Source organism: Streptomyces sp. NPDC001507 (genome assembly GCF_042894765.1).
Lineage (GTDB): Bacteria > Actinomycetota > Actinomycetes > Streptomycetales > Streptomycetaceae > Streptomyces.
The window spans coordinates 443,605-460,662 of record NZ_JBIAVV010000001.1 but is presented as its reverse complement, the minus strand read 5'-3'; the positions used below and the strand labels follow the sequence as shown (position 1 = coordinate 460,662).

At 72.9% G+C, this 17,058-nt stretch carries 15 protein-coding genes; 9 read left to right on the top strand and 6 right to left on the bottom strand.

The window, feature by feature from the left end:
- Positions 1–3 precede the first annotated feature (3 nt).
- Positions 4–576, bottom strand: a complete 573-nt coding sequence (locus tag ACFY0K_RS02170) for a TetR/AcrR family transcriptional regulator (RefSeq protein ID WP_390638176.1) — start codon at positions 574–576, stop codon at positions 4–6.
- A gap of 155 nt (positions 577–731) precedes the next feature.
- Between ACFY0K_RS02170 and ACFY0K_RS02165 the strand changes: the two genes are divergently transcribed.
- Positions 732–1,589 carry an AAA family ATPase gene (locus ACFY0K_RS02165; protein WP_390638175.1) on the top strand — a complete coding sequence of 286 codons (858 nt, stop codon included), beginning with the start codon at positions 732–734 and terminating at the stop codon, positions 1,587–1,589.
- On the top strand, positions 1,586–2,992 hold the full coding sequence (locus ACFY0K_RS02160) for a VWA domain-containing protein (RefSeq protein ID WP_390638174.1): 1,407 nt from the start codon (positions 1,586–1,588) through the stop codon (positions 2,990–2,992). Before ACFY0K_RS02165 ends, ACFY0K_RS02160 begins: the two co-directional genes overlap by 4 nt.
- A 50-nt stretch (positions 2,993–3,042) precedes the next feature.
- Here the strand turns inward: ACFY0K_RS02160 and ACFY0K_RS02155 are convergent, their stop codons facing one another.
- Positions 3,043–3,408, bottom strand: coding sequence for a cupin domain-containing protein (locus ACFY0K_RS02155; RefSeq protein WP_390638173.1), 366 nt, complete (start codon positions 3,406–3,408; stop codon positions 3,043–3,045).
- 117 nt (positions 3,409–3,525) lie between these two features.
- On the opposite strand from ACFY0K_RS02155, the gene ACFY0K_RS02150 reads away from it, so the two are divergent.
- From ACFY0K_RS02150 to ACFY0K_RS02130, 5 genes are read left to right on the top strand one after another with little or no spacing between them, the layout of a single operon-like run.
- A complete protein-coding gene (locus tag ACFY0K_RS02150) occupies positions 3,526–4,677 on the top strand; it encodes an NAD(P)/FAD-dependent oxidoreductase (protein ID WP_390638172.1) in 1,152 nt (383 codons plus the stop codon).
- Positions 4,674–4,973 carry a (2Fe-2S)-binding protein gene (locus ACFY0K_RS02145; RefSeq protein WP_390638171.1) on the top strand — a complete coding sequence of 100 codons (300 nt, stop codon included), beginning with the start codon at positions 4,674–4,676 and terminating at the stop codon, positions 4,971–4,973. The genes ACFY0K_RS02150 and ACFY0K_RS02145 overlap by 4 nt, the downstream gene beginning before the upstream one ends.
- The gene (locus tag ACFY0K_RS02140) at positions 4,966–6,450 is read left to right on the top strand and encodes an FAD-dependent oxidoreductase (RefSeq protein ID WP_390638170.1); all 1,485 of its coding nucleotides are present in this window, start codon (positions 4,966–4,968) and stop codon (positions 6,448–6,450) included. The genes ACFY0K_RS02145 and ACFY0K_RS02140 overlap by 8 nt, the downstream gene beginning before the upstream one ends.
- Complete coding sequence (locus tag ACFY0K_RS02135; RefSeq protein WP_390638169.1) at positions 6,450–7,358, top strand: dihydrodipicolinate synthase family protein; 909 nt, start codon at positions 6,450–6,452, stop codon at positions 7,356–7,358. Before ACFY0K_RS02140 ends, ACFY0K_RS02135 begins: the two co-directional genes overlap by 1 nt.
- Positions 7,359–7,386: 28 nt before the next feature.
- The gene (locus ACFY0K_RS02130) at positions 7,387–8,388 is read left to right on the top strand and encodes a proline racemase family protein (protein ID WP_390638168.1); all 1,002 of its coding nucleotides are present in this window, start codon (positions 7,387–7,389) and stop codon (positions 8,386–8,388) included.
- Between the two features lie 66 nt (positions 8,389–8,454).
- Here the strand turns inward: ACFY0K_RS02130 and tnpB are convergent, their stop codons facing one another.
- Positions 8,455–9,912, bottom strand: a complete 1,458-nt coding sequence (gene tnpB, locus ACFY0K_RS02125; RefSeq protein WP_390638167.1) for an IS607 family element RNA-guided endonuclease TnpB — start codon at positions 9,910–9,912, stop codon at positions 8,455–8,457.
- Entirely contained in the window at positions 9,909–10,484 is a 576-nt protein-coding gene (locus ACFY0K_RS02120; RefSeq protein WP_351955248.1) for an IS607 family transposase, read from the bottom strand. The genes tnpB and ACFY0K_RS02120 overlap by 4 nt, the downstream gene beginning before the upstream one ends.
- Positions 10,485–10,583: 99 nt before the next feature.
- On the opposite strand from ACFY0K_RS02120, the gene ACFY0K_RS02115 reads away from it, so the two are divergent.
- Positions 10,584–11,288: a GntR family transcriptional regulator gene (locus ACFY0K_RS02115; protein ID WP_382727111.1), complete on the top strand. Its 705-nt coding sequence runs from the start codon at positions 10,584–10,586 to the stop codon at positions 11,286–11,288.
- A 96-nt stretch (positions 11,289–11,384) separates the two neighbouring features.
- On the opposite strand, the gene ACFY0K_RS02110 is transcribed toward ACFY0K_RS02115, so the two are convergent.
- Positions 11,385–13,661, bottom strand: a complete 2,277-nt coding sequence (locus ACFY0K_RS02110) for an MFS transporter (protein ID WP_390638166.1) — start codon at positions 13,659–13,661, stop codon at positions 11,385–11,387.
- Between the two features lie 143 nt (positions 13,662–13,804).
- Complete coding sequence (locus ACFY0K_RS02105) at positions 13,805–14,827, bottom strand: LacI family DNA-binding transcriptional regulator (RefSeq protein WP_390638165.1); 1,023 nt, start codon at positions 14,825–14,827, stop codon at positions 13,805–13,807.
- Positions 14,828–15,125: 298 nt separating this feature from the next.
- Here ACFY0K_RS02105 and ACFY0K_RS02100 point away from each other — a divergent pair, with 298 nt between their 5' ends.
- Positions 15,126–17,045, top strand: coding sequence for a glycoside hydrolase family 127 protein (locus tag ACFY0K_RS02100; protein ID WP_390638164.1), 1,920 nt, complete (start codon positions 15,126–15,128; stop codon positions 17,043–17,045).
- The last annotated feature ends 13 nt before the right edge of the window (positions 17,046–17,058 follow it).

The following is a 17,058-nucleotide window of genomic DNA, read 5'->3' as shown; positions in this document are numbered from 1 at the left end:
CGGCTACTTCAGCCCGGCCGCGTCCAGGAGTGTGGTCACCGTGCGGGTGACCAGCCCGTCGTCGAGGTGCTCGATGTGGGCACCGGCCCGGGCGCTGGCCCCGTCGAAGACCAGCATGAGCTGCCGGGCGAGCAGGCCCGGATCCGCCGCACCGCCCTGTTCGGCCTGCTGCTCGAAGTAGCCCTGCAGCAGTTCCTTGGCGGCGCGGGCCACCACGCTCGCGGGATGGTCGCCGTCCTTCAGCTCGACGAGGACGGCGAGGTACGGGCAGCCGCGGTAGCCGGGGGCCGCCGCGTTCTCCTCCACCCGGCGGAACACGTACCCGATCCGTTCGCGAGGGGTGGCCGTCTCGGCGTCCGGGGACCTGAGCTGGGTCTCGTACCAGGGCCTGCGCCGCTCCAGGCTGGCGGCCAGCACCTCGTCCTTGCTGCCGAAGAGCTGGTACATCGAGCGCTTCGAGACCCCCGCGGATTTGCACAGCGCCTCGACGCCGATCGAGACGCCGTCGCGGTAGAAGAGCTCGCCGGCGGCGTCGAGCAGCCGGTCGCGGGGGGACGCCTTGTCTGTGGTGGCCATACGCCGAGGTTACCGCGTGGGACACTGTGAGGAAACCGATCGGTATACAGGGTGGCAGGGGAGGTGAACAAGCGCTTAGATAGGACCCGGACCTGTTCCCCGCGCGCGTCCCAGACCTGCGTGCGTTCCACGACCCCGATCAGCCGGAGGCCCCGTTGTTCACTTCCGTCGACGACGTCTCCGCCCGCCTCGCGGAGACCGGCTACCTCGCCTCCCCCGCCGTCGCCACCACCGTCTTCCTGGCCGACCGGCTGGGCAAACCGCTCCTCGTCGAGGGCCCCGCCGGGGTCGGCAAGACCGAGCTGGCGAAGGCCGTGGCCCAGGTCGCCGGAGCCCGGCTGGTGCGGCTGCAGTGCTACGAGGGCGTGGACGAGTCCCGGGCGCTGTACGAGTGGAACCACGCCAAGCAACTGCTGCGGATCAGCGCCGGCCGGGACGAGACCTGGGACGAGGCCCGCACCGACATCTTCAGCGAGGAGTTCCTGCTCCCCCGCCCGCTGCTCACCGCGATCCGGGGCGAGGACCCCAAGGTGCTGCTGATCGACGAGACCGACAAGGCCGACGTCGAGGTGGAGGGCCTGCTCCTGGAGGTGCTCAGCGACTTCCAGGTGACCGTCCCCGAGCTGGGCACGGTCACCGCGACCCGCCGCCCCTTCGTCGTCCTCACCTCCAACGCCAGCCGCGAGCTGTCCGAGGCGCTGCGCCGCCGCTGCTTGTTCCTGCACATCGGCTTCCCGGAGGAGGAGCTGGAGCGCCGGATCGTACGGCTGAAGGTGCCGGGGCTCACCGAGGCGCTGACCGAGTCCGTGGTGCGGGTGGTCGGGGCGCTGCGGGCGATGGACCTGCGCAAGGTCCCGTCGGTGGCGGAGACGATCGACTGGGCCCGCACCCTGCTGGCCCTGGGTGCCGACACGCTGGACGAGCAGGTCGTACGGGACTCCCTGGGCGTGATCCTCAAGCACCAGGACGACATCCAGAAGGCGGCCGCCAAGCTGGACCTGGACGCGCTGTGAGCACGCCGGCCGAAGCTCCGGCCGAGGCAGCGGGCGACGCTCCGGCCGACCTCGCCGACCGGCTCACGGGCCTGGTCGGCGCACTGCGGGCGCACGGGGTGCGGGTCGGCACCGGGGAGACCGTGGACGCGGGCCGGGCGGTGGCGGCGCTGGGCCTGGCGGACCGGGAGCAGCTGCGCGAGGGGCTGGCCGCGACCCTGCTGCACGGCCCCGGGCAACGGGCCGTGTTCGACCAGGTCTTCGACCTCTACTTCCCGCGTGCGGTGGGCGCGCCCCGCGGCGGCTCCGGCGATCCGTCCGGCGACCGGGACGAGCTCCGGGAGCGGCTCGCCGCCGCCCTTGCCGACGACGACACCGCGCTGCTGCGGCAGTTGGCGGCCGAGGCCGTGGACGGCCTGGGCGGGTACGGGAGTTCGCCGGGCTCGGACGGCTGGTCGTCGTACCAGACCCTGGACCGGCTGCGGCCGCAGACGCTCCTCTCGCGGGTGCGGGCGGACGTCCGGGGGCGGGGCGGCGCCGAGGGGTTCGCGGACCGGCTGCTCGACGACGAGATCCGGCGGCGCATCGAGGCCTTCCGGGGCATGGTCGCGGCGGAGGCCCGGCGCCGGGTGGCCGAGCGGCGCGGGCGGGACCGGATCGCCCGGCGGGCGGTGGCGCCGTCCGCCGACCGGGTGGACTTCCTGTCCGCCGGGCGGGAACAGCTCACCGAGCTGCGCAGGACCGTGCAGCCGCTGGCGCGGAAACTGGCCACCCGGCTGGCCGCGCGCCGCCGCCGGGCCGCGCGCGGCACCATCGACCTGCGCCGCACTCTTCGCGGTTCGCTGTCGACGGGCGGGGTGCCGATGCGGCCGGTGCTGCGCCGGCGCCGGCCGGTCCGTCCCGAGCTGGTGCTGCTGTGTGACGTCTCGGGCTCGGTGTCGGGGTTCTCCGACTTCACGATGCTGCTGGTGCAGGCGCTGCACGACCAGTTCAGCAAGGTGCGGGTGTTCGCGTTCGTCAACCGGATCGACGAGGTGACCGGCCTCCTGGAGCACGGCCGGGCCGATCCGGAGGGGCTGGGGGCCCGGATCCGCGCCGAGGCGACCCTCACCGGCTGGCACGGCAGCAGCGACTACGGCGTCGCACTCGGCGAGTTCGCGGAGCGGTACGGCGCCGCAGTCGGCCCGCGCACCACGGTCTTCGTGCTCGGCGACGCCCGCACCAACAACCTCGACCCGAACCTCGCCGCCGTCCGCCGGATCGCCGGACAGGCACGGCGCGTCTACTGGCTGAACCCCGAACCGCTCTCCCTGTGGGGCACCGGCGACTCGGCCGCGCCCGACTACGCGGAGCTGGTGGAGATGCACGAGTGCCGCACCGCACGCCAGCTCGGCGGGCTGATCGCCAGGCTGCTGCCGGTGTGACACACCGGGTGCCGTCACCCGCGGAAGGTGACGGCACCCTTCGGCCGCTCTCAGCTCTCCTCGGCCTTCGCGTAGCCCGTCGCCATGCCGCCGGCGAAGTCGTACACGATGCACTGCTCGTCCCCCACGATCCAGGCGTCGTGTCCCGGCGGAAGGACGAAGACGTCACCGGGGCCGATCTCGCCCTCGCCGCCGTCGTCCATGACGACGTGCATCCTGCCCTGCACCACATAGCCGTTGTGGTGGACCATGCAGCTTTCGGTGCCCGCGATCGGCGCCACCGACTCCGACCAGCGCCAGCCCGGCTCGAAGGTGCCGATGGCGAAGTCGAGGCCGGTCATGTGCACGGCCTCCAGGTGGCCGCGGGGGAAGTCACGCCGCTCGTCCGGTTTGTCGACCGTCTTGATCTCCAGCATGACGGTGTCCTCCCTTCGAACTTCCGTCCACCACTTCATCGTCTGCCTGTCAAATCGGGAGCGCCAATCGACGGCGGGGTCTTCCCGTGAGGGTGTGCTATGTGACATATTACTGGCGTGAGTACGCGACTGACCTGCGACGTCGTAGTGATCGGGGCCGGCATGGCAGGTGCCGCCTGCGCCCTGTACGCGTCCCGGGCGGGTCTGGACGTCATCGTGGTGGACCGTGGCCCGGTGGCCGGCGGCACGACCGGGGCGGGCGAGGGGAATCTGCTCGTCTCCGACAAGGAGCCCGGGCCCGAGCTCGAACTCGCCCTGCTGTCGGGCCGGTTGTGGACCGGTCTGGCCGGGGAGTTCGGTGACCGGATCGAGTACGAGCCCAAGGGCGGGGTGGTCGTCGCCGCCGAACCCGAGGGACTGGCCGCGCTGGAGAGGTTCGCCGCCCGGCAACGGGCGTGCGGGGTGACGGCGGAGAACGTCGGCGCGGACCAACTCCGCGACATTGAGCCGTACTTGACGCCCGGTTTGGCGGGCGGCGTGCTCTACCCCCAGGACGCCCAGGTCATGCCGACCCTGGCCACCGCACATCTCCTGCGGGCCTCGGGTGCCCGGCTGTCGACCGGCCGCACGGTGACGGAGGTGCTGCGCGATGCCGGGGGTGCCGTACGCGGTGTCCGTACCGGGCGCGGTGACATCCACGCCCCGGCCGTGGTGAACGCGGCCGGGACCTGGGGCGGCGAGGTGGCCGCGCTCGCGGGTGTGCACCTGCCCGTCCTCCCCCGGCGCGGCTTCGTCCTGGTCACCGAGCCGCTGCCGCGCCGGGTACGGCACAAGGTGTACGCCGCCGACTACGTGGCCGACGTGGCCAGCGACTCGGCCGCGCTGCAGACCTCGCCGGTCGTCGAGAGCACGGCGGCCGGGCCGGTCCTGATCGGCGCGAGCCGGGAACGCGTCGGCTTCGACCGGTCGTTCTCACTGCCGGCCGTACGGGCGCTGGCGACGGGTGCCGTCCGGCTGTTCCCCTTCCTGTCCGGGATCCGGGCGATGCGCACCTACCTGGGTTTCCGCCCGTACCTGCCCGACCACCTCCCCGCCATCGGTCCCGACCCCCGGGCGCCCGGTCTCCTCCACGCCTGCGGGCACGAGGGCGCGGGCATCGGACTGGCCACCGGTACCGGGCAGTTGATCGCCCAGGTGCTCAGCGGCAAGGCACCCGAGCTGGACCTGACCCCGTTCCGTCCCGAGCGTTTCGGCGAGGAGAGCCCGTGAATCCCCTGGAGTTGGTGCAGGCCCGCCCCGGCCCGGCCTTCACCGTCACCTTCGACGGGCGCGAGATCGTGGCGCTGCCGGGTCAGACGGTCGCGGCCGCGCTCTGGGCGTCCGGTGTCACGTCCTGGCGGACCACCCGCGGTGAGGAACGGCCACGCGGGGTCTTCTGCGGGATCGGCGTCTGCTTCGACTGCCTGGTCACCGTCAACGGCCGTCCCAATCAACGGGCTTGTGTGGTGCCCGTGCACCCCGGCGACGCGATCCGTACGCAGCGGGGGACGGGGCACGATGACTGACGCCCGTCGGCCGGAGTCGGCGCCCCGGCTCGCCGTGATCGGCGCGGGGCCCGCCGGTCTCGCCGCCACCCTGGCAGCCGCCCGAGGCGGTCTGCGGGTCACTCTGGTCGACGCGGCGCCCGAGGCGGGCGGCCAGTTCTACCGGCAGCCCGCCGCCGGGCTCGGCGCTCGGCGCCCGCAGGCGCTGCACCACCGGTGGCGCGACTGGGAACGTCTGCGCGCCGGCCTCGACGGGCTCGTCGCGGCAGGGCTGGTGACGCAGCTGCGGGACCATCACGTGTGGTGCGTGACGCGGCGTCGGTCCGGCTTCACCGTGCACGCCCTGCTCGGCCCCGAACAGGAACGTGCCGTCGAGGTACGCGCGGACGCCGTACTGCTCGCCACCGGCGGTTACGAGAAGGTGCTGCCCTTCCCCGGCTGGACGCTCCCCGGTGTCGTCACGGCGGGCGGGGCGCAGGCCATGCTGAAGGGCGGACTGGTACTGCCGGGCCGTACGGCGGTCGTCGCCGGCACCGGACCGCTGCTGCTGCCGGTCGCGACCGGCCTCGCGGCGGCGGGTGCCCGGGTGGCGGCGCTGGTCGAGTCGGCCGACCCGCGGGCCTTCGTACGGCGCTCCCCCGCACTGGCCGCCCACCCGGGCAAGCTCGCCGAAGGCGTCCACTACGCGGCCCGGTTGCTGCGGCACGGCGTGCGGCCCCTGGTCCACCACACCGTCGTCGAGGCACACGGCGACCGGCGCGGTCTGCGGCTCGAAGCGGTCACCGTCGCCGCGCTGGACGCCGCGGGCCGGGTACGGCCGGGCACCCGGCGGCGCATCGACTGCGACACCCTGGCCGTCGGGCACGGCATGCTCCCGCACACCGACCTCGCCGAGGGCCTGGGCTGCCGGATCGACGAGGTCGCGGTGCACGTCGACGACGAGCAGCGCACCGACGTACCCGGGGTGTGGGCGGCGGGCGAGGCCACCGGCGTCGGCGGCGCGGTCCTCGCCCTCGCCGAGGGGCACGTCGCGGGCAGGTCGGCGGCCGAGCGGCTCTCGGGCCGGGAGCCGGACCCGCGCGACTGGGCGGGGGCCGCTCGGGCCCGTGCCGCGCTGCGCCGGTTCGCCGCGGCGATGGACGACGCCTACGCGCCGCCCGCGCACTGGGCCGAGCAGGTCACGGACGACACGGTCGTCTGCCGCTGCGAGGAGGTCACCGGCGGGGCGGTCCGGCGGGCCGTGACCGAGCTGGGCGCCGGAGACGTACGGACCGTCAAACTGCTCACGCGGGCCGGGATGGGCTGGTGCCAGGGGCGGATGTGCGCGCCGGCGGTCGCCGGGCTGGCCGGCTGCCCTCAGACGGCGGCACGCAGGCCGTTCGCGCGGCCGGTGCCGCTCGGGGTGCTCGCGCGGGCCGGCGGCGCGGACGACGAACAGTGCTATGTCACATACCACCCGGACGACGCAGACCACCCAGCCCCCTCGGAGGACCCCTGATGCCCACCCCCCACTCCCACCCCCACTCCCACCCCTGGCGGGGCGTCCTCGTGGCCACCGCCCTCCCGCTCCGCGACGACCTCTCCGTCGACCACGACAGGTACGCCGAGCACTGCGCCTGGCTGGTCGGGAACGGCTGTGACGGGGTCGTACCGAACGGCTCGCTCGGTGAGTACCAGGTGCTCACCCCCGAGGAGCGCGCGAAGGTCGTCGAGACCGCCGTGGCCGCGGTCGGCGGTGCCCGGGTCATGCCCGGGGTCGCCGCCTACGGCTCGGCCGAGGCCCGCCGCTGGGCCGAGCAGGCCCGGGACGCCGGCTGCGCGGCGGTGATGCTGCTGCCGCCCAACGCCTACCGCGCGGACGAGCGGTCGGTCCTTGCGCACTACGCGGAGGTCGCGAAGGCCGGGGTGCCGGTGGTGGCGTACAACAACCCCATCGACACCAAGGTCGACCTGGTCCCGGAGCTCCTCGCCAAGCTGCACGGTGAGGGGTACATCCACGCCGTCAAGGAGTTCTCGGGAGATGTCCGGCGCGCCTACCAGCTGGCCGAACTCGCCCCGGACCTGGACCTGTTGATCGGCGCCGACGACGTCCTGCTGGAGCTGGCGATCGCGGGGGCCAAGGGCTGGGTGGCCGGTTACCCGAACGCGTTGCCGGCCGCGTCGGTCGAGCTGTACCGCGCGGCGGTGCGCGGGGACCTGGACACCGCCGGGCGGCTGTACGCACAGCTGCATCCGCTGCTGCGCTGGGACTCCCGGGTGGAGTTCGTGCAGGCCATCAAGTTGTCCATGGACATCGTCGGCCGGCGCGGCGGTCCCTGCCGCCCGCCGCGCGTGCCGCTGCTGCCCGAGCAGGAGGCCGTGGTCCGCGCGGCCACCGAGAAGGCCGTCGCGGCCGGACTGGCGTGACGGAACCCGCCCACCCTCCAGGAGCGTCATGCGCAGCAAACTCGTCCTGCACGCCGTCGACTCGCACACCGAGGGCATGCCGACCCGGGTGATCACCGGCGGGATCGGCACCATCCCCGGCGCGACCATGAACGAGCGGCGGCTGTACTTCCGTGAACACCGCGACGACATCAAGCAGTTGCTGATGAACGAACCGCGCGGGCACTCCGCGATGAGCGGGGCGATCCTGCAGCCGCCGACGCGGCCCGACTGCGACTGGGGCGTGGTCTACATCGAGGTCTCCGGCTATCTGCCGATGTGCGGGCACGGCACGATCGGCGTGGCGACGGTGCTCGTGGAGACCGGGATGGTGGAGGTCGTGGAACCGGTGACCACCATCCGGCTCGACACCCCGGCCGGCCTGGTCGTCGCCGAGGTGGCGGTGGAGGACGGCGCGGCGCGGAACGTCACGTTGCGGAACGTACCGTCGTTCCCGGTCGCGCTGGACCGGAAGATCGTGCTGGCTGACGGCCGGTCAGTGACATATGACATGGCATACGGCGGAAACTTCTACGCCATCCTCCCCCTCGACGAGTTCGGCCTCCCCTTCGACCGCACCCGTAAGGACGACATCCTCCGGGCGGGTCTGTCCCTCATGGCGGCGATCAACGCCGAGGCGGAGCCCGTCCACCCCGAGGACCCGTCCATCCGCGGCTGCCACCACGTCCATCTGATCGCCCCCGGCGCCACGGCCCGCCACTCCCGGCACGCGATGGCCATCCATCCCGGCTGGTTCGACCGCTCCCCCTGCGGCACCGGCACCAGCGCCCGGATGGCCCAGCTGCACGCCCGCGGCGAACTCCCGCTGGACACCGAGTTCGTGAACGAGTCGTTCATCGGCACCCGGTTCACCGGCCGGCTCCTCGGCACCACCGAGGTCGCGGGTCGCCCGGCGGTACTGCCCAGCTTCACCGGGCGGGCCTGGATCACCGGCACCGCCCAGTATCTGCTGGACCCTGCCGACCCGTTCCCGGCCGGCTTCGTACTCTGATTCCGTTGCCGAGACCGTAGTCGGGTCTCAGCGTTCCGGGCGTTTCTGCCCGGAAGGTCCGTCACATCACCAGAGCGTGAGGGCTTCGGCTTGAGTACGGTCTCTCGTCTCCGTCTGCCGCTGGTGTGGCAGGGTTGCGCCACCTGCCCGCCCCGCCTCCGCCTTACGGCGGGGACGGGTGGTGCGGGTCTTGCGGTCGGCTCCACGAGGCTTCGACACCGCCGGGACAGTGCCCTGGTCTCCGGCCACTCCGGTACCAGTTACTGCGGCTGCCGCGAGCGCGGCAAAGTTGAGTGCGGCGTTGTCGTCCCGGTCAATGACCAGGCCGCAGGCGTCGCATTCGTACGTCCGGATGTGCAGCGGCAGCTTGGCTTTCACCGTGCCGCACCCGGAACAGGTCTTCGAGGACGGGTACCAGCGGTCCGCGACCACGAGGCGGGTGGCGTGGCGCCGGCGGGTCTTGTAGGTGAGCTGGCGGCGGATCTCGCCGAATCCGGCGTCGGCGATCTGTCGGGCCAGGCGCCGGTTACGGAGCATCCCGGCGACGTTGAGGTCTTCGACTACGACGGTGCCGTACTCGGCCGCAACGCCCGTGGTGAGCTTGTGCAGGGCGTCCTGGCGGAGGTTCGCCACCCGGTGGTGGACCTTGTTCCGCTGGGCGTTGGCCTTCTCCCACCGGCGGGAGGGTTTCTGCCCGGTGCGCCGGTCGGGGCCCTGGCGGCGGGACACGACGCGGGATGCGCGGCGCAGCTGCTCACGCGCCCGGTCGTAGTGCCGGGGATTGGGCACTGTGCGGATCTCGCCGGTGCTGTCGGCCGTCACCGCGAGGGTCTTCACCCCGAGGTCGATGCCGACCGCCACCTCCGGCCGCGCCACGTGTTCGAGGTCGCGCTCGACCTCGGTCTGAAACGAGACGAGCCAGCGTCCGCGTTCGTGCCGCACGGTTGCGGACAGGATCCGGGCCGTCCCGGCCTGGACGCCTGCGAGGAGCTTCCCGGCAGGCTCGTGGGTACGGATCGTGCCCAGCCTCGGCAGTGTCACGTGTCGGCCGTCGGCGTCCACGCGGATCGTGCCGGTCGTGAACCGGCAGGACAGACGTGCCTTCCGCTTCGACTTGAGACGCGGCATGCCCATCGCACGGCCACGCCGCTTGCCCTGCCGGGACTTCGCGTAGTTGTCGAACGCGGCAGCAGCGTTCGCCAGGCCGGTGTTGTACGCCTCCTTGGAGTTCTCCTCCCACCAGGAGGCGAACCGTGGGCCGGTGTGCTTAGCCTCGTTGAACGCCTTCCGCAGCGACGGCAGCGACCACGGCCGCCACTGGGTCAGCCCGGCCTCGGGGACGCCGTATGTCTCCTCCGCGCGGCGCTGCCACCACGACGCCTCGACCCAGCCGACAGCCCAGTTGTACGCGGCACGCGCCGCACCACAGTGCGAACGCAGCGAACGTTCCTGGGCGGCGTTCGGGTCCAGGGCGAACCGGAACGCCTGCACCACGAACCCGGGCTGCGCCTGGAACTTCTTCATTCGGCGTCCTCGCCGGTCGCCACGGCCACCGCGCGGGCTGCACGGTTCTTCGCCGCCCGGCGCCCGTACAAGCGAGCACACATCGACGTCAGCACCTCGGTGATGTCCCGTACCAGGTCGTCAGCAGTCTCGGCGGGGTCGAGGACGACCAGCCGCCGCCCGGATGCCGACAGGGCGGCTTCGAGGTGCTCGACGCCGAACCGGGCCAACCGGTCACGGTGCTCGACCACGACCACGGCGGCGTTCGGGTCTGACAGCAGGCGGTGCAGCTTGCGGCGCCGCCCGTCCAGTCCTGAGCCGACTTCGGTGACGACCTCGCCGACGGCCAGGCCCAACCCGTTCGCGCCAGCCACCACCCGGGCCGCCTGCCGATCGAGGTCGGTCTTCTGGTCGGCGGACGACACTCGGCAGTACGCCACCACCCGCCCGGACGGCTGGACGGCGACCTCGTCGACCAGCCACGTCCCGGACGGCGCCTGGCGAACAGGGACGGGCATCTTCCCGTCCTTCACCCACCGCCAGGCGGTCTGGTAGCTCACGCCCTGCTGCCGCGCCCACTCCGAAAGCTTCACAAGATCAAGATATTCGAAATACGCGACTAGAGGTGACTATGAATGACTAGAAAATCTGTGGCAGCTTTCACCCCCCGACGACCATCCAGGAGTTCCGCCATGGCCGACCGGCCCAGCAGCCCGCCCACCGCCAAGCCCGCCATTCCGTCGCTCGGCGGCCGGAAGCCGAACTTCCGGGAGCGGGTCGTGGACGTCCTGCGTGCCGCGCTGATCGCCGGTGAGCTGCGCCCCGGCGAGGTGTACTCGGCGCCGGGGCTCGCTCCCCGCCTGGGCGTCTCCGCGACCCCGGTGCGCGAGGCCATGCTGGAGCTGGTGAAGGAGGGCATGGTAGAGATCGTCCCGAACAAGGGGTTCCGGGTCACCGCCCTCTCCGAGCGGCAGCTCGACGAGTACACGCACGTCCGGTCCCTGATCGAGATTCCGACGACCGTCGCCCTCGCGGCCACCGCCGACCCCGACGAGCTGGAGGCGTTGCGCCCGGTCGCCCTGGAGATCGTCACCTCGGCCGTGAAGGGCGACCTGATCGACTACGTCGAGGCCGACCTGGCCTTCCATCTGCGGCTGCTGGCACTGGCGGGCAACGACCATCTCGTCGAGGTGGTACGGGACCTGCGGCGCCGTTCGCGGCTGTACGGGCTGACGGCGCTGGTGGAGGCGGGTCGCCTGAAGGCCTCCGCCGAGGAGCATCTGGAGCTCCTCGACGCTCTGCTTGCCCGCGACGAGCCGGCCGTGCGCGAGGTCATGACCCGCCACCTGGGCCACGTCCGCGGCCTGTGGGCGGCCCGGCAGCCCGAGCACGGCTGAGCGCTCCGCCGGAAGCGCCGCGGCAGGTCGTCGGCCGACCGCGGCGCCGACGAACCGCACTGCACTTCGCCTGGCCCGCTGCGCAGCTCCTGCGAACTACGCCCCGGGATGGGCGAGTTCGATGTCGTGGTCGTGGACGTCGGCGCCGGAGACGGCCACCCCGGCGGCGTGCGGCGGGTAGCCGGTCGCGACGACCGTGTACTGACCGCTGTCCAGGTCGGAGAAGGCGTACGCGCCGTCGTCGCCGGTGGTGGTCGTGCCGACGACGTTGCCGGCGGCGTCCACCAGCGTGACCCGGGCGTCGCCCAGCGGGCCTCCCGCTCCGCGGACCGTGCCCCGGACATGGGCGCCGGGCCGCAGCTCGACGTCGACCCTGGTGGTACCGGTCCCGGATATCTCGACGGGCAGGGCGAGCGGGCGGTGCTTGGGCGAGCTTACGGCGAGGGTCACGGTGCCCGGCACCAGGTCGCCGACCGTGAACTCGCCGAGCCCGTCGGTCTGCTGGGTGGCGAGCACGTCCCCGCGCGCGTCGGTGACGACCACGGTCGCCCCGGCCACCGGCGCTCCGCTGTCCGCGGCCCGCACCGCTCCGGCCAGGCCGCTGCTGCCGGTGAGCAGCAGGTCGTAGGCGACCGGTTCGGCGTCCACGACGAGGGTGGTGGCCTGCGGCCGGCAGCCGTCGGCGGAGGCGATCAGGACGTACGTCCCCTCGCCGGGTGCGGTCACCGCGTAGCCGCCGCCGGAGTCGGCCACCGCGCGGCCGAGCTGGCGGCCGCCTGGCGAGATCAGGGTGACGGCGGCCCGGCCGACGCCGGTTCCGTCGGCGCCGCGCACCCGGCCGTGCACCCGGATGCCGTCGCCGACGGCGGGGACGTTCCGCGGTGTCTCCTCCGCGCCCGGCGGCTGCTCGACCGTGGGTTCGGCCACGGGCCGCACCGCCGCGGCCCGCACCGCGGCCGGCCTCCGGCGCGGGATGAACGCGGCCACGAGCAGCGCGAGGACCGCCGCGCCCGAGCCGGCGGCCATGACCACCTTGAAGCCGTTCTCGGAGGGTACGGTCGCGGTCCCGAAGACGGTGGTCATCTGGGCCAGGATCACTCCGGCGACGGCGCTCGCGGTCGACGTGCCGATGGACCGCATCAGGGTGTTGAGGCTGTTCGCGGCGGCCGTCTCGTGCGGGTCGACGGCGCCCATGATGAGCGCGGGCATCGCGCCGTAGGCGAAGCCGATGCCGGCGCCGATGATGCAGGAGACCAGCACGAGCTGCCAGACGGCGTCCATCAGCACGATGTTGAGCCCGTACCCGGCGGCCACGATCACCGCGCCGCACATCAGGGTGACCTTCGGGCCGAAGTTCTTGGAGATGAGGGCGGACAGGGGCGCCATGGCCATCATCACGAGGCCGGTCGGGGCCATCACCAGGCCGGCGTCGAGCAGCGACTTGCCCAGACCGTAGCCGGTCACCCGAGGCAACTGCAGGAGCTGCGGAAGCACCAGGGACATCGCGAACATCGAGAACCCGAAGGCGATCGAGGCGAGGTTCGTGACGAGGACCTGGCGGCGGGCCGTGGTGCGCAGGTCGACCAGCGGCTCCCGGGTGCGCAGTTCGTAGAAACCCCAGGCGAGCAGGATGACCACGGCGGCGCCGAACAGGCCGAGCGTGGTGCCGCTGGACCAGCCCCAGTCGGCGCCCTTGGAGATGCCGAGCAGCAGACAGACCAGGCCGGCCGCCATGCCGAGGGCGCCGGGCAGGTCGAAACGGCCACCGGTGCGCACCTTCGACTCCGGTACGAGGACGAGGACGAGCAGGGCGGCGACGACGCCGAGCGCGGCCGAGGTCCAGAACAGCACGTGCCAGTCGAAGTGGTCGGCGATCAGCGCGGCGGCGGGCAGGCCGAGGGCGCCGCCGACGCCGAGCGAGGCGCTCATCAACGCCGTGGCGGAGCCGAGCCGTTCGGCGGGGAGTTCGTCGCGCATGATGCTGATGCCGAGCGGGATCACGCCGGAGGCCAGCCCCTGCAGGGCCCGCCCGACGATCATCGGCACGAGGGTGTCGCTCAGGGCGGCGGTCACCGAACCGGCGACCAGCATGACCACGCTGGTCAGCAGCATCAGCCGCTTGCCGTACATGTCGCCGAGCCGCCCCATCACGGGGGTGGCGACGGCGGCCGCGAGGAGCGTGGCGGTGACGGCCCAGGCCGCGTTGGACGCCGAGGCGCTGAGCAGCTTCGGCAGTTCGGGCACGATGGGGATCACCAGGGTCTGCATCAGCGAGACCACGATCCCGCCGAAGGCCAGCACCGCGACGACGACGTTGGTCCGCGGCGCGGCGGAGCCCCCGGCGGCTGCCGGCCGGGGCTGTACATGGGACATGGTCGGGCCTCCGTAGAGCCGCTGGGGTCTGCACGACCCTCCTGAATGTAAGTCAATTGATTGACTTAAGCAACCAGGATTCGGGCCGGTGCGGTGAAGATTCACCGCGCGCCCGCCGCCACACCGGCTCGGCTCACGCCACGTCAGCTCGACTCCCGCACCACCAGCCGGCACGGCACCGTGTGCACCCCCGGCGCCGGCTCGGCGTCGATGGCCTGGAGCAGCCGGAGCGCCGCGATCCGCCCGATCTCGGCCAGGTTCATGTCGACGGTGGTGAGCGGAGGCCGGCAGGCGAGGGCCATCGTGTCCCAGTTGTCGTAGCCGACCACGGCGATGTCCCCCGGCACGTCCCTCCCCCGCTCGCGCAGGGCGTCCGCGACCCCCCGGGCGATCTGGTCGTTGCCGCAGAAGACGGCGTCCGTACCGGGTGCCGTCCGCAGCACCGCGTCGGCGGCGCGCCTCCCCCAGGCCTCGCTCCACTCCCCGAAGTGCACGCGCCCCGCGGCGAGTTCGAGGCCCGCCTCGGCCAGGTGCCCGACCGCGTGCCGGGCGCGGTCGCGGGCGGCCTGGTGGTGCTCGGGTCCGGTGACATGGGCGATGCGGGTACGACCGGTGACGAGCAGGTGCTCCACGGCGAGCCGGGCGCCGCCGCGGTCGTCGGTGACGACGGAGGTGTCGGCCGGGTCGCTCGACGGGGAGAGGGCGTAGACCACCGGGATCGCCGGGTCGATGCCGGTCAGGGGCGGGCGGGGGTCCGTGCGGCGGCCGGCGACGATGATGCCGTCGACCCGGCGGTCGGTGAGGGTGCGCAGATGGTGCTGCTCGCGGATGGCGTCGCCGCGGGTGTCGCAGAGCAGTACGGAGATCTTCCCAGCGCCCAGCGCGTCCTCGGCGCCGAGCAGCACCGGGGTGCTGAAGCGGCCGATGCCGTCCGTCGTCATCAGGCCGACCGTCCAGCTGCGGCCGCTGTGCAGGCTCTGCGCGTGCTGGTTGGGCCGGAACCCGAGCGCCGTCACCGCGTCCAGCACCCGTTGCCGGGTCTCCGGGCGCATCCGGCCGGCGCCGTTCAGCGCCTTGGACGCCGTACCGACGCTGACACCGGCGAGCGCGGCCACATCGGCGAGCCTGGCCCGGCCGGCGGGCGGAGAGCCTGGAGCAGAGGTCACGGGCAAACCTTTTCCTGAACGGATCCTCGGCTCCACCGTCGGCCTCCCGACGGCAGAGCCGCCCCACATCGTCGCAGCCGCCCGCCCGAAGTACCAGTCCTACCAGGCAACTTGAAAAATCTGCGCCGGGCGTCTTGACCCGCCCCTCGGGCTGCCCTGTACTTCTCGGCGGGAAAACGGTTGCGCAGACCGGTTCCGCACCGCCGCACCGCGCCGCCTCGTGCTCGACTCTCCAAACGTCGTTCGATATCCCGAAACAGTGTGCCCCGGCCCCCGCCCCTCCCCACCCCGGAGAACCATGCCCCGCACCCACTCCGCCCTGCCCTCCCCCGCCGGTCCGGTCCGCCCCACCCCTGATGCCAGGACCGCGCTGCGCCCGGCGGCCGTCACCGTCGACGGCGGCTTCTGGCACGACCGGCGCGCGACCAACGCCCGCGTCTCCCTCCCACAGGGACCGGACCTGCTGGAGTCCGCCGGAAACCTGCACAACCTGCGGCTGGCGGCGGGCACCGCCGAGGGCGTGTTCCAGGGCGCGTACCCGTTCGTCGACACCGACGTCTACAAATGGCTGGAGGCGGCCTCCTGGCAACTCGCCGACGGGGGTGGCGAATTGCTGGCCGCCGACGTGGACCGGATCGTCGCCCTGGTGGCCGAAGCCCAGCAGCCCGACGGCTATCTCAACACCTGGTTCCAGCTGGTCAAGGGGGGTGAGCGGTACCAGGACCTGCGCTGGGGGCACGAGTTGTACTGCGCCGGCCATCTGATCCAGGCCGCCGTCGCCCACCACCGCTCCACCGGCCGGCCCGAACTCCTCAACGTCGCACGGAGGTTCGCCGACCACATCGACTCGGTGTTCGGCCTCCCTGGCAGCGGCAGGCCCCTCGACGGCATCGACGGCCACCCGGAGGTGGAGACGGCGCTGGTGGAGCTGTACCGGGAGACCGGCGAGCGCCGCTACCTCGACCTGGCGGGTTACTTCGTCGACCGGCACGGCCACGGCCTGCTCGGCGGCGACGCCTACTGCCAGGACCGGGTCCCGCTGCGGGCAGCGACGGACGTCGAGGGCCACGCCGTAAGGCAGTTGTACCTGCTGGCGGCGGCCGCGGACCTGGCGGCGGAGACCGGGGACGCCGAACTCCGGGCGGCGGGCGAGCGGTTGTGGAACGCGATGACGACCACCAAGACCCACCTCACCGGCGGGCTCGGCGCGCACCACGACCAGGAGGAGTTCGGCGACCCCTACGAACTCCCCAACGAGCGCGCCTACTGCGAGACCTGCGCCGCCATCGCCTCCGTCCAGTGGAGCTGGCGCATGGCCCTGCTCACCGGCGAGGCCCGCTACTCCGACCTGATCGAGCGCACCCTCTACAACGGCTTCCTGGCCGGGGTCTCACTGGACGGCGAGCGCTGGCTGTACGTCAACCCGCTCCAGGTCCGCGACGGCCACACCGACACCGGCGGCGACCAGTCGGCCCGCCGCACCCGCTGGTTCCGCTGCGCCTGCTGCCCGCCCAACGTGATGCGGCTGCTGGCGAGTCTGCCGCACTACCTGGCGTCGGGTGACGAACAGGGCCTGCAGATCCACCAGTTCGTCACGGGCACGTACGCGACCGACCGGGTCCGGGTGCGGGCCGAGACGGACTACCCCTGGCACGGCACGATCGCGTTCACCGTCGAGGAGACGCCGTCCGGCGAACCGTGGACGCTGTCGCTGCGCATCCCCGCGTGGTGCCGCGAGTTCCGGGTGCGGTGCGGCGGGGAGACGTACGACTCGCCGGCCGACGACGGCTGGCTGCGGCTGTCGCGGACCTGGACGCCCGGCGACCTGGTGGTACTCGAGCTCGCCCTGGAGCCCCGGCTCACCGCGGCCGACCCGCGCGTGGACGCGGTACGCGGCTGTGTGGCGATCGAGCGCGGGCCGCTCGTGCACTGCCTGGAGCAGGTCGACCACCCGGACGGCGGTCTCGACGACATCGTCCTCGACCCGTCCCGGCCGCTCGCCGTGAAGCACCGCCCGGACCTGCTCGGCGGTGTCACCACCGTGGTGGCCGCGGGCCGGCGGCGCCGCATCCCGGACCGGGGCTGGTGGCCGTACGCCCCCGCGACCGGACCGGCGGCCGAACCCGGGGGTGAGCCGGTCGAGTTGACCGCGATCCCGTACCACGTCTGGGCCAACCGCGAGGACGGCAGCATGCGCGTCTGGCTCCCCACCTCCTGAGACACCCGACGTC